The sequence below is a fragment of the Flagellimonas sp. ABD4_174 genome (assembly GCF_056160185.1).
On record NZ_JBSWWP010000004.1, the window covers coordinates 1 to 12,444 of the forward strand.

Below are 12,444 nucleotides of genomic sequence, written 5' to 3' on the forward strand. Positions count from 1 at the left end.
TTTCCTTCTATTCCTTTACCGGTATGCTCTTGGAATTCCTCAAGGGTCATTATGGCGTTGGATTTTAAAATATTGTACAACGATCGGCTCAAAGGGTGATTGGATGCTCTCAGGGTTGTTTTTAACAGTGCCGTCTCTTCCTCGGTAAGCTCCATACCCTCGTAATGGATGGTATCCTTTACATTGGTGGTCAGCGTACCGGTTTTGTCAAAAATAGCTGTATCGATTATGGATAGCCTCTCGATTACGCTAGCATTTTTTAAATAGAATTTATGTTTTCCAAAAATGCGAAGCATATTCCCCAATGTGAACGGTGCGGCCAAAGCTATGGCGCAGGGGCAGGCAATGATCAATACCGAAGTGAACACATTTAGGGCAAGGCTAGGATCGAACACCAACCAAAACAAAGTGGCCAATGTGGCTATACTCAACACAGCAATGGTAAATCGTTTTCCTATGCTATCGGTAAGGGTCTGGAATTGACTGGATTTGTCCTTGGAAAATACGGAATTGCCCCAAAGTTGGGTAAGATAGCTTTGCGAAACGGATTTTAAGACCTCTACTTCCAAGACACCTGAAAGTTGCTTGCCACCGGCGAACAGCTTCTCTCCCGATTCCTTAAACACAGGTTCGGATTCCCCGGTAACAAAACTATAGTCGATCTCGGCGGTTCCTTTTATCAGAATTGAGTCCACTGGAATGATCTCGTGGCTCCGGATCAGGATCCTATCCCCTACCTCGATATTGTAAATTTGTATGTTCTCCTCTTCGCCATTTTTACCCAATCGGGTCACCGCAATCGGAAAATAGGATTTGTAGTCGCGCTCGAACGACAGATAGGCATAGGTTTTTTGTTGAAAAAACTTGCCCAACAACAAAAAGAAGACCAGACCGGTGAGACTATCAAAGAAACCGGAACCCAGGTCAAAAATAATATCCGCGGTGCTTCTTAGAAAAAGGGTCAGTATTCCAAGGGCTATCGGCACATCAATGTTCAACAATTTGGAGCGGATGCCCTTATAAGCGGAAACAAAGTAATCTTGGGAAGCATAAAATACCACGGGCAGCGAAAAGGCGAACATCAGCCAACGGAAAACGCTCTTATATTGATCCAACCAAAACTCTTCGACCTCGAAATACTCCGGGAAGGAGAACAGCATTACATTACCGAACGCAAATCCGGCCACTCCGAGTTTATAAATTAGGGAACGATCCACCTTTTTCCCCTTTTTATTGTACTCTTCCAACGAAATATAAGGTTCGTAACCAATACTCCCCAACAGCAGCACCAAGGCTTTCAACGAAAAATCTTCTGTTTTGAAGGTAACCCTAATGGTTTTCTTAGGAAAATCTACTTGGGAAACCGTAATGGCCGAATGCAACTTGTTCAAATTTTCCAACACCCATATGCAGGAACTACAATGAATATTGGGAATACTCAAACTTATCACTTGTACGCCATCTTCGTCGAACTCCACAAGTTGTTTCACAATTTCCTGGTTGTCCAAAAAATCGTATTTCTGACGGATTTCGTTTGGAGTGGTACCTGCTTTGCCCTCTATTTCGTAAAAAGTGGACAGACCATTGGAGGTAAAGATTTCGTAAACGGTCTTGCAACCATTGCAACAAAAATCCTTATCATCAAATTGTACACGGTTTTTACCGCAATCATCTCTACAATGATAACAGGTCGGGTCTGTCATTTCACATTTGCTTTACCTATGGCAAAATTGTACTACTATTCTTCTTAAAAATATGATATTTATCAGTATTTTGTGATTGTTTATCAACTATTTTTGTCGAATCAGGTAAACTAATCATTATGGAAAGCAGGTGTGAAAATTGTATCATTAGGCAGTTCAATTCTTTACGCGCCATGAGCAAGGAGGAGCTGAAAAAAGTATCGGACTCCAAAACCACAAAGACCATTAAAAAGGGAGATGCACTTTTTGAAGAAGGTGAAAAACTGAACGGGGTCTACTGTGTACGCAATGGCGTTTCGAAACTTTCCAAACTTAGCGCCAACGGAAAGGACCAAATCGTAAAATTGGCCACAAAGGGCGAAGTTTTGGGGCAGCGCTCGGTAATATCGCAAGAAAGCACCAATCTTTCCGCTATAGCTGTCGACGATATGGAGGTTTGTTTTATCCCAAAGGAAAGCATAAACAATACGCTCCAAAAAAATCCAAATTTCACTTTGGAAGTACTTCGCCATATGGCACACGACCTTAAGGAAGCGGACGATGTTATCGTAAACATTTCGCAAAAAACCGTAAAACAGCGCATGGCCGAAGCTTTTCTTTATCTAAAAAATAATTTTGGTGAAGATGAAGATGGATATTTGGCACTTACACTCTCCCGAGAGGACATTTCCAATGTAGTGGGCACCGCTACCGAATCGGCCATTAGAATTATCTCAGAATTTAAAAAGAAAGGCCTTATCCATGCCTCCGGAAAAAAAATCGGTATTAAGGACGAACGCAAGCTAATGGAAATGGTTGAAGGCTTTTAGCTCTTTTTTTAAAAGCTGACAATTGTCATAGAATCCCCTGCACCATACGTTTAATTTTATGCATCATAATCCTTTGACAGATGCAGAAGATTTTAATACCTACGGATTTTTCGGAAAATGCATGGAACGCCATAGATTACGCCATGCAATTGTTCCGCAACAGGCGTTGTACATTTTATTTGCTCAACACCTACACCCCTGTGATACCAAGCAGCAGGTTTATGGCCAAAATGATCGATGGTGTTCGCATTGTTGATGCAGTGCGTGAGAACTCCGAACATGGCCTGAACAAAACTGTTAAACGGATACAAAGCAAATACGGTAATCCAAACCATAGTTTTGAGACCATATCCTCTTTTAATTTATTGGTAGAAGAGGTCAAGGACATTGTTGATACTTTTGGGATCCATTTGGTGATAACGGGAACCAAAGGTGCATCTGGCGCTGAAGAGGTTTTTATGGGAAGCAACTCGGTACGCATTATAAAGGCCGTCAAAAAGTGCCCTGTTTTGGCCATTCCCTATCACTTTGAGTACGTTACACCATCCGAAATTGCATTTGCCACCGATTTTAATAGGTTCTATACCTCTTCCGAGCTATCCCCACTTTTGGAAATGGCCAAAATGTTCAATGCCACTATTCGGATTGTCCATGTACAATACGGTATAAAAGCCCTTACAGAGCTTCAGCAATTTAACCTGAACATGCTGCGCCGCTATCTTGGCAATGCCGAACATTTTGTGCACACGGTTTCCGAACTGAATTCGGTTTCGCATACCTTAGAGACATTCTCCAAGGAATTGGGCATACATCTTTTGGCAATGTTGAATTACCAGCATAGTTATATGGAAAAAATGACCCGCGAGCCCATTATTAAAAGGACCGCATTCCATACCCAAATTCCATTGTTGGTAATCCCCGAATTGGGAATGGAGGGAATCTCCAAAGGTTCCGTGGAAGAAAAACAGGAAGTGGAATCCCATAATTAAACCCTGTATTATCTTTATACTTAATTTTAGTTCCCCAAATAGGTATAGGGATTTATGGACAAACAACAACTTAAAGATTGCCACCAAAGAATAAAGCCTTTTATTCACGATACGCCCGTTCTTACCTCTCGGCTGATCGATAAAATGGGCAATGCCAATTTTTATTTTAAATGCGAAAACTTTCAGCGTATGGGCGCATTTAAAATGCGTGGGGCTGCGAATGCCATTCTTCAGCTTACCCCCGATCAGAAAAAAAATGGTGTTGTAACACATTCTTCCGGAAATTTTGCACAGGCTTTATCCTTAGCCGCCCAAAGCCTGGGAGTAAAAGCTTATATTGTTATGCCCAGTTCCGCTCCAGAGGTAAAAAAAGAGGCCGTAAGGGGCTACGGTGGTATTCTTTCCGAATGCGAACCTACTTTGACTGCCCGAGAACAAGCGACCCAAGAAATTATCAATAAACAAGGCGCAACTTTTATCCATCCCTCCAATAATGAGCAAGTGATTCTGGGGCAAGGCACCGCTTGTATGGAATTATTGAAGTTATACCCCGACTTGGATTATGTTTTTACCCCTGTAGGAGGTGGTGGCTTACTAGCGGGCACTGCCTTAGCAGTACATTATTTTGGCAAAAATTGCAAAACGATCGGCGCTGAACCTTTTGAGGCGGATGATGCCTTCCGATCCCTAAAGAGCGGAAATATAGAAACAAACACTACCACAAATACCATTGCAGATGGCCTAAAGACCCAATTAGGCGATAGAAACTTCCCTATAATTCAGAAATATGTTGAAGAAATTGTTCGGGTAAAAGAACAAGAGATAGTCCACGCCATGCGGTTGATCTGGGAACGGCTCAAAATTGTTTGTGAACCATCCAGTGCAGTTGCACTAGCTGCCTGTTTCAAGAAAAAAGAACTACTGACCCATAAAAAAGTTGGTATAATAATCTCTGGTGGAAATGTGGATTTGAGCAAATTGCCCTTTAGACCCGCCTAAAGGCTCTTGAGCAGGGTAACAATAAATGTAGAGCCTTCGCCTTTGGTACTCTCAACTTCTATTTTACCATCCATGGCCTCGACTTGTGTTTTCACCAAATAAAGCCCAAAACCTTTACCTACGGTTGCACCGCTCAACCTGCCGTACATATCAAATATTTTTCGCTCCTTTTCCGGGGTAAGCTCCATACCAATTCCGTTGTCCGCAAATTTAAGCACCACATTATTTTCCGTTTCTTCAGAAACAATTTTAATATTTGCGGGCACTTCATCCTTTGCATAATTAATTGCATTAAGGATAAGATTGTAAAAGATATTTACTACATAACTTTTAGCACCAAAAACGGTCTCACCTCCCGAAAAATCGGTTTTTACCGTGGCTTTGCTCTTAATTATCTCTTCGGACAACAATCCATCAACATCTTTCATCACGGCACGTAAAGAGACCTCTCTAAACTTTTCCTTATCGGCCGATTTTAAGGACAGTGAAAGATGTAGGTCCTTGATAGTCTGGTCCAGAGCTTCGGTGGTGTGCTCTATTTTTCGAACAATATCGTCGTTCATCTCATCCTTGCCCCATTCATATATTTTGGACAACATCAACAGATTTGATATCGGGCCTCTTAGGTTATGGGAAATTATCCGAACAAAATTCTGTAGCTCGTGATTTTGTTCCAATATTTGATGATTGGACAGGACTTCCTTAGTTACGTCTTGAGCCGTACCGCTCATTCTATAGGGTTTACCCTCTTCGTTATAGTAAACCTTTCCTTTTTGATGCACATACCTAACCTCCCCGTCCAACACCACTATGCGGTGAATAATATCGTGGGGAACGTTCTCCTTGATACTTCGATTTACATCCTCGTCAAAAGCCTGCCTATCTTCTGGGTGAATTATAGCCTTTACAGATTCATAATCCGCATTAAAAGTACCTGGTTCTTGCCCAAAAATTCGGTATAGTTGATCGGACCAAGTAATTTCGTTCTTGATCATATCCCAATTCCAATGACCTACGTCGGCAACTTGCTGAGCTTCCCGGTACTTTCTTTCGCTATCCAGCAAACGGTGGTTATTGTTTACCTCTTGGGTAATGTTCTTTTGCCAGACACAACATCCCACTATATCTCCGGAACTGTTCATAAATGGCTGAAAGGAAAATTCATGGACAACGATTTCACCATCTTCCTCGAAAGTATGTTTGGAAGTTGTGGCGTACCTGTTTAAAGCTCTTTCGCAACCTTGTTCGCAAGGGTCAAAAAAACTGCTTGTCTTGAATACCTTTCTTAAATCTATACCTCGCTCAACAGTAATGGAACCGTTGCGCTTTAAAAGCGCACTAAAGGAGGTGTTGAAATCGGTGAGCTTATAATTCTCGTCCATTGCCCAAACAATGTCATTTCTATCTTCAACGATTTCAACTTTATTCTGAATAAAGGCATTTTTCTGTTTCACAGGCTAAAGTTTATTCAAATTAAAGGTATGGGACAAAAATAGGTTGAGCAATAAAAAGATATTATTGAGAACGATATTATTTGTTCGCGCTTTGGAGATATTCCTCCAAATGCTCAATTTTTAGTGGCTTGGTTATAAACTCCTTTACGTATTTTTCATATTTTTTGGCCTCGTCCTTATCTGAATCGGACTCAGAAGAAGTTACCAAAAGTACCTCATTGGATTCTGGAAAATTTTCCAACATCATAAACTCCAAAAACTCAAACCCGCTCATTTCGGGCATATTGATATCCAACAAGATGAGGGTCCTTGTATTTTGATCATCTCTGAATCTAAGGTCATCCAGTGCCAATTCCGGGTTGGTAAAGCTTTTCACCTTATCCTCCATACCCATTCTTCTAAAGTGAATCGCATTCACCGTATTTACGAGATCTTCATCGTCGACTAAATAAATTTCTTTGTACATAGCGCAATTGGTCAATTAATCTAGTTAAGGTTTCGATATAAAAATTGACAAATATCAATAATTTACAGTAATTAAAACTGTTATGGTATTATTTTATTGCAAAAATTCAATCAAAAACACCACCTCCACTGCTTTTTCGTATAATTTGTCAGTTTTCAGTTGGGGACCTTTAAACAAAATGTCGTTTAAGATAAATTTATGATTATTCTTTTATTTTAACAAAAATTCAATAATTAAAATCTTTTATAACAGTCCTGACTTATTTTTGATCGGATTATTGAACTTTATTCAATTAGGTTACGTAATTGCCATTTGGATCGATATTATTAACTTTAAAATAATAAACAATAACCTCTACCATGTGCTACGATGTTAAGGCACAACTCCAATCGCAACTCAAAAGGGCCCTTCGGGATGCTGACGAATCTGCCATTAAGGAAATAAAACAGAAACTGGCACCGGACACGGACCTACCTTTGTTCCATGCAAATGGTTTTCAGCACCCTAAAATGCTCATTTATACTAACGAAAGTCCCTATTACCCCTTAGTTTCTCAATGGGGACTTGTTCCAAATTGGGCTGCACACAAGGAAAATATCTGGAACAAAACACTTAATGCCAGGGGAGAAACCATTTTTGAAAAGAATTCATATAAAGCGTCGGCAAAGGACAAGCGATGTATTATCTGCATAGATGGATTCTATGAACACCATCACCAAGGTAAAGAGACAGTTCCCTATTACATTTCAAGAAAGGACAACAAACCTATCTCCGTGGCAGGATTGTGGAATAAATGGACTGATAAAGAAACGGGGGAAGTTTTAAATACCTTCTCCATAGTTACAACAGAAGGTAATCTAATGATGGCCAAAATACATAACAATCCAAAACTAAAAGAACCAAGAATGCCTGTTATTTTACCTGATGAATTAGAAGATGAATGGTTGGTAGAATGCAAGGACGAATTGGACCAAAAGAAACTAAATGAACTTGTAAAGCCATATCCCGAAGCAGAAATGACTGCTCACACGGTAGGAAAACTACGAGGTAACCATGCCGTTGGCAACCAGCCAGAAGCAACGGATTACTTTGAATATGAAAATGTAAAAGACGAGTACTAAAACAAGTCCGAACAAAAAAAGCTCCTCGAAAATCGAAGAGCTTTCAGTGCGGGTGAAGGGAGTCGAACCCCCACGCCTTGCGGCACTAGATCCTAAGTCTAGCGTGTCTACCAATTCCACCACACCCGCGAATTGGAGTGCAAATATAAATCAATTTTCCGATTTGCAAATGCACTCCCCTTAAAAACTTGTTTTTTGTACTTTTAGGGTCCTTTTTAATTCATATATGAAAGACATAAATAATTACATCAACACGAACAAAGACAGATTTATCAACGAATTGATCGACCTACTAAAAATCCCCTCCATTAGTGCGGATCCGGCTTATTCCAATGATGTTCTGGCAACTGCGGAAGCGGTAAAAAAATCATTGGAGGACGCTGGTTGCGAAAACACCGAAATTTGCGAGACCAAAGGTTATCCAGTGGTGTATGGCGACAAGATTATTGACCCCGATTTACCCACTGTTTTGGTGTATGGGCACTACGATGTTCAACCGCCGGACCCGATTGATCTTTGGGATTCCCCTCCTTTCGAGCCCGTGATCAAGAACACCGATCTACACCCCAACGGTGCCATTTTTGCCCGTGGGGCCTGCGACGACAAAGGACAGTTCTTTATGCACGTGAAAGCCGTTGAATATATGATCAACAACAACGCTTTGCCCTGTAACGTAAAGTTTATGATCGAAGGTGAAGAAGAAGTAGGAAGCGATAGTTTAGAGGATTTTCTTAAGGAAAACAGTGAAAAACTTAAAAACGATATTATCCTGATTTCGGACACTGGGATGATTGCCAACGATACCCCGTCCATAACCACGGGACTGCGAGGACTAAGTTATGTCGAGGTAGAAGTTACCGGTGCCAACCGGGACCTGCATTCCGGGATCTACGGAGGCGCTGCACCCAACCCTATTAATGTGCTGGCCAAAATGATTGCGCAACTCCACGATGAGAACAACCATATTACCATTCCAGGGTTTTATGATAAAGTTGAAGTTATTTCGGATGAAGAACGTGCCGAAATGGCCAAAGCCCCTTTTGACCTGGAAGCCTATAAAAAATCCTTGGATATTGGCGATGTACATGGAGAAAAAGGGTATTCAACTCCGGAAAGGTTCGGTATCCGACCTACCTTGGATGTCAATGGAATTTGGGGTGGTTACACAGGCGAAGGTGCAAAAACAGTAATCGCGAGCAAGGCTTATGCCAAGATATCCATGCGATTGGTTCCCGATCAAGATTGGCACGAGATTACAGAACTGTTCCAAAAACATTTTGAATCGCTGGCGCCAAAAAGTGTAAAAGTAAAGGTAAAACCACACCACGGTGGACAAGCCTATGTTACCCCGATCGATAGTATCGGATACCAAGCGGCATCCAAGGCCATGGAAACCACTTTTGGAAAAACCCCAGTACCACAACGGACGGGAGGAAGCATTCCAATCGTTGCCTTGTTCGAAAATGTTTTTGACAGTAAAACAATCCTTTTGGGCTTTGGTCTGGACAGCGATGCCATACATTCGCCCAACGAACATTTTGGCGTATGGAACTTTCTAAAGGGCATAGAGACCATCCCTTACTTTTATAAATATTATACCGAAATGAAGGGCTAGAGTTTTTTTACGTACTTGGTCACAATCACAATATTCTGACCATCTACCTTACCTTCAATATATTCAGCATTTTCGTGATCCAGGGAAATCCGTCTAACGGCGGTTCCCTGTTTTGCGACCATGCTCGACCCTTTTACTTTCAGGTCCTTCACCAACACTACACTATCTCCATTTTCCAAAATATTGCCATTCACATCCCTGTGGATAATTTTTTCACTGTCCGACATACCTTCGCCAGTTGCCTTCGCCCATGCCAAAGTTTCTTCGTCCATGTACATCATATCCAAAAGATCTTGCGGCCAGCCTTCGGATTTTAAACGGCTGAGCATTCGCCAAGCAACAACTTTTACCGCATCGTGTTCGCTCCACATACTATCGTTTAAACATCTCCAATGATTCGGGTCTGTTGTCTCCGGGTTCTCTATTTGATCTTTACAAATTCGACTTATTAAAATACTGCCATCCAAGCCTCCCGTGGAAACTGGTGGAACCTCATAAATGACCAAATCTTCCGCTACACCGCTCAATTCGCAAACTCCTCCACTTCGTTCACGTAATTCGTCGATTAACCCCATAATGAATTATTTATGGGCAAACTTAACATTTTTAGAAGATGATAAAACCTTTTAACACCATAAAACAATTCTACATTTGTAGAATTAAAATTTTTATTCTATGTTTGTAGAGCAATTTTTTTAAAACAATCGAAAATGCAATTGTCGAAATCCGAGGAAGAGTTAATGAACATTGTCTGGAAATTAAAAAAAGCCGTAATGAAGGACCTTTTGGATGCCTACCCGGAGCCAAAGCCGGCCACAACCACGGTTGCGACTCTTTTAAAGCGAATGACAGACAAAGGTTTTGTCGCCTACAATCAAATTGGAAGAAGTAGGGAATACTATCCACTGGTAAAAAAGAAGGATTACTTTTCCAAGCATGTTAACGGACTCATTAAAAACTTTTTTAACGATAGTGCAAGCCAGTTCGCCTCCTTTTTTGCCCAAGAAACGGATTTGACCAAAACCGAGCTCGAAGAGCTGAAAAAATTGATCGACAACGAAATCAAAAAGAAATAACTATGCTGGTCCTTTTATTAAAATCCACAGCTTGCCTGACCGCTTTTCTAGCCTTTTACAAACTGGTACTGGAAAGGGAAAGCATCCACCATTTTAAGCGATTCTATCTTGTGGCCGCTATAATTGCCTCTTTTTTGATTCCAAATATGGTTTTTACAGAATATATCGAGGCCCTACCATCCACGGAGATGGAGAATATTCCAATTTTAACCGATTTACCCACTACACAAGCGCCCCAAAATGCCGTACAAGAGGAAAATTTTAGTTGGGGGCCTGTACTATGGAGCATTTATGGCCTGGGGGTTTTAGGCTTCGGGTTTCGCTTTATAGGCCATCTTGCACAGATTTGGTCCCGTATCCGTAAAAACCCAAAGCACAAGGATAATTTTATTACCCGGGTACTGCTAAAGCAACCCATGCCGCCCCATACATTTTTCCGGTTTATCTTTTTGAACCAAAAACAATTCGAGAATAAAAGCATACCGCAAGAAGTGCTTTTACACGAAGAGACCCATGCCAAACAAAAACATAGTCTGGACATCTTGTTTATTGAGCTGCTTCAAGTGGTGTTATGGTTTAACCCGTTGATCTATCTTTTTAAATCTTCCATTAAGCTGAACCACGAGTTTTTGGCAGATAGTGCAGTGATTCAAAAGAACAACGACCATTCACATTATCAAAATACGATCCTATCGTACTTATCGCACGATGGACATATCACACATCAGTCGACCGGCATTGCTAATGCCATAACTTATTCATCAATCAAAAAACGTTTTACAGTCATGAAAACAAAAACAACAAAAAAATCATTTGTACTCAAGAGCTTTTTGCTCTTGCCACTGACCGCATTGCTTCTTTTTGGGTTTTCCGAAACACGGCAGATAGAAAAAGATGTAACCATTGATCAAATTATCCAGATGGATCTTAATGATGACGGCAGCATCCAAATAGAAAATAAGATGGTTCAGTATGAGGAAATTGCCCAGACTTTGAAGCAAGATTACCTTCGTACCATTAATGCGAAGGAAACCAAGGTAGAGATCAACGTGGAACATCCCGTACATTTAAACTTTCTAAACAATATTGCCGCAGAGATAAGAACAACGGGGATCGACCTTATTAAAATAATGGCCGGCGAAGTGATTATGGAAGAAGGACAATATTCCGATCATATTCCGCTTACACCCTCTACCACCATATTAAAGGCCGACCGAATGACGATTGTAGAGAACACTGCCGCCCGATCGGATATGGCCATTTATAACCAATTGGCCAAAAAATATAATGCAGTCCCTGTTGAAGAACGAATTATCCCACTAAAGGATCTTAAGCTATTGGAAAACATCTATAAAAAAATGGACGAGGCAGAAAAAAGCAAGGCCCAGCCGTTCCCCGAATGTCTACCCAAAAATATTGGTCAAAAAACCGTTAACCCAATAGAGATCCACATCAACAATAAGGGACAATTAATGTTCCAGTACAAGTTGGTTGCTTTGGAAAACTTGAAGGAAGAGCTCTATAAAATCAATGGTGACCTAACTACCGAGCAGCGGAACAAAATAGTCCGATCCATAGTGAAAGTTGAGAAGAATACTCCACAGAGTGTTATCGAAAAGGTCAATGTACTACTTACCGAATATGGTTCGGCCACAATCAATATTGTTGGGCCCAAGAACGCCATACAACAAAGTGCCTCCAGGGAAGAAATGAAGGAGTACAATACCTTGGCCAAGAAATACAACGCTATGGATCGCAGTAATATGACCATCAAAAAGAAAGATGTGATGCGCCTAAAAGAAATCTATGAAAAAATGTCCCAGAAACAACGTGATGATGTGGAACCCTTTCCGGATTTTCCCGCTCCGCCACCAGCTCCTAAATCTCCCAAGGCGCCAAAAGCAACTAAACCGGTGAATGAGGCGAACCCTAAAAATCTTCCAGTACCACCAGCGCCCCCAGCACCACCAAAACCTATTGAACACGTGAAAGAAATGGCGGAAAAAGGAGCATCTTTCACCTACAATGGCAAAGCCATATCAGCAAAAGAGGCCGTTGAGGTGGTTCAAAAGAACCAACACATCAATATCGATGCCCGCGAAGCCCATGGTGCCAATCCTGTTGTAAAACTATCAACCGATCCCATTGTGATAGATAACTAACATACACCAAATTTCAAATAATGTTAAAAGCCCCATAAATGGGGCTTTTT

At 41.1% G+C, this 12,444-nt stretch carries 11 protein-coding genes and 1 tRNA gene; 7 read left to right on the forward strand and 5 right to left on the reverse strand.

Features of this window, described 5'->3' with window-relative positions; translation table 11 throughout:
• Positions 1-1,703: heavy metal translocating P-type ATPase (locus ACXAFK_RS14775; RefSeq protein ID WP_474958270.1), on the reverse strand; the 1,703-nt coding region annotated here is incomplete at its 3' end.
• A gap of 119 nt (positions 1,704-1,822) precedes the next feature.
• On the opposite strand from ACXAFK_RS14775, the gene ACXAFK_RS14780 reads away from it, so the two are divergent.
• The 3 genes from ACXAFK_RS14780 (at position 1,823) to ACXAFK_RS14790 (ending at position 4,500) form a co-directional block, all read left to right on the forward strand.
• Entirely contained in the window at positions 1,823-2,512 is a 690-nt protein-coding gene (locus ACXAFK_RS14780; protein ID WP_224835558.1) for a Crp/Fnr family transcriptional regulator, read from the forward strand.
• Between the two features lie 80 nt (positions 2,513-2,592).
• Complete coding sequence (locus ACXAFK_RS14785; protein ID WP_224835559.1) at positions 2,593-3,501, forward strand: universal stress protein; 909 nt, start codon at positions 2,593-2,595, stop codon at positions 3,499-3,501.
• Positions 3,502-3,555: 54 nt separating this feature from the next.
• On the forward strand, positions 3,556-4,500 hold the full coding sequence (locus ACXAFK_RS14790; protein ID WP_474958271.1) for a pyridoxal-phosphate dependent enzyme: 945 nt from the start codon (positions 3,556-3,558) through the stop codon (positions 4,498-4,500).
• Here ACXAFK_RS14790 and ACXAFK_RS14795 read toward each other — a convergent pair.
• A complete protein-coding gene (locus tag ACXAFK_RS14795; protein ID WP_474958272.1) occupies positions 4,497-5,954 on the reverse strand; it encodes a sensor histidine kinase in 1,458 nt (485 codons plus the stop codon). The genes ACXAFK_RS14790 and ACXAFK_RS14795 overlap by 4 nt on opposite strands.
• A 76-nt stretch (positions 5,955-6,030) precedes the next feature.
• The gene (locus tag ACXAFK_RS14800; protein WP_474958273.1) at positions 6,031-6,420 is read right to left on the reverse strand and encodes a response regulator; all 390 of its coding nucleotides are present in this window, start codon (positions 6,418-6,420) and stop codon (positions 6,031-6,033) included.
• 359 nt (positions 6,421-6,779) lie between these two features.
• Here ACXAFK_RS14800 and ACXAFK_RS14805 point away from each other — a divergent pair, with 359 nt between their 5' ends.
• A complete protein-coding gene (locus ACXAFK_RS14805; RefSeq protein ID WP_474958274.1) occupies positions 6,780-7,541 on the forward strand; it encodes an SOS response-associated peptidase in 762 nt (253 codons plus the stop codon).
• A gap of 47 nt (positions 7,542-7,588) precedes the next feature.
• Here the strand turns inward: ACXAFK_RS14805 and ACXAFK_RS14810 are convergent.
• A tRNA-Leu gene (locus ACXAFK_RS14810) sits at positions 7,589-7,670 on the reverse strand.
• Between the two features lie 97 nt (positions 7,671-7,767).
• Between ACXAFK_RS14810 and ACXAFK_RS14815 the strand changes: the two genes are divergently transcribed.
• A complete protein-coding gene (locus tag ACXAFK_RS14815) occupies positions 7,768-9,156 on the forward strand; it encodes a dipeptidase (protein ID WP_474958275.1) in 1,389 nt (462 codons plus the stop codon).
• Here the strand turns inward: ACXAFK_RS14815 and ACXAFK_RS14820 are convergent.
• Entirely contained in the window at positions 9,153-9,731 is a 579-nt protein-coding gene (locus ACXAFK_RS14820; protein ID WP_474958276.1) for a PhnA domain-containing protein, read from the reverse strand. The genes ACXAFK_RS14815 and ACXAFK_RS14820 overlap by 4 nt on opposite strands.
• 135 nt (positions 9,732-9,866) lie before the next feature.
• Between ACXAFK_RS14820 and ACXAFK_RS14825 the strand changes: the two genes are divergently transcribed.
• Positions 9,867-10,232: a BlaI/MecI/CopY family transcriptional regulator gene (locus tag ACXAFK_RS14825; RefSeq protein WP_224835565.1), complete on the forward strand. Its 366-nt coding sequence runs from the start codon at positions 9,867-9,869 to the stop codon at positions 10,230-10,232.
• A gap of 2 nt (positions 10,233-10,234) precedes the next feature.
• Positions 10,235-12,394: a M56 family metallopeptidase gene (locus ACXAFK_RS14830; protein WP_474958277.1), complete on the forward strand. Its 2,160-nt coding sequence runs from the start codon at positions 10,235-10,237 to the stop codon at positions 12,392-12,394.
• The last annotated feature ends 50 nt before the right edge of the window (positions 12,395-12,444 follow it).

What these genes read in the sequence shown, in the direction of transcription:
- ACXAFK_RS14800 (WP_474958273.1), bottom strand. Translation starts at nt 6,420, where the DNA reads ATGTACAAAGAAATTTATTTAGTCGACGATGAAGATCTCGTAAATACG.
- ACXAFK_RS14805 (WP_474958274.1), top strand. Translation starts at nt 6,780, where the DNA reads ATGTGCTACGATGTTAAGGCACAACTCCAATCGCAACTCAAAAGGGCC.
- ACXAFK_RS14790 (WP_474958271.1), top strand. Translation starts at nt 3,556, where the DNA reads ATGGACAAACAACAACTTAAAGATTGCCACCAAAGAATAAAGCCTTTT.
- ACXAFK_RS14785 (WP_224835559.1), top strand. Translation starts at nt 2,593, where the DNA reads ATGCAGAAGATTTTAATACCTACGGATTTTTCGGAAAATGCATGGAAC.
- ACXAFK_RS14780 (WP_224835558.1), top strand. Translation starts at nt 1,823, where the DNA reads ATGGAAAGCAGGTGTGAAAATTGTATCATTAGGCAGTTCAATTCTTTA.
- ACXAFK_RS14820 (WP_474958276.1), bottom strand. Translation starts at nt 9,731, where the DNA reads ATGGGGTTAATCGACGAATTACGTGAACGAAGTGGAGGAGTTTGCGAA.
- ACXAFK_RS14825 (WP_224835565.1), top strand. Translation starts at nt 9,867, where the DNA reads ATGCAATTGTCGAAATCCGAGGAAGAGTTAATGAACATTGTCTGGAAA.
- ACXAFK_RS14815 (WP_474958275.1), top strand. Translation starts at nt 7,768, where the DNA reads ATGAAAGACATAAATAATTACATCAACACGAACAAAGACAGATTTATC.
- ACXAFK_RS14830 (WP_474958277.1), top strand. Translation starts at nt 10,235, where the DNA reads ATGCTGGTCCTTTTATTAAAATCCACAGCTTGCCTGACCGCTTTTCTA.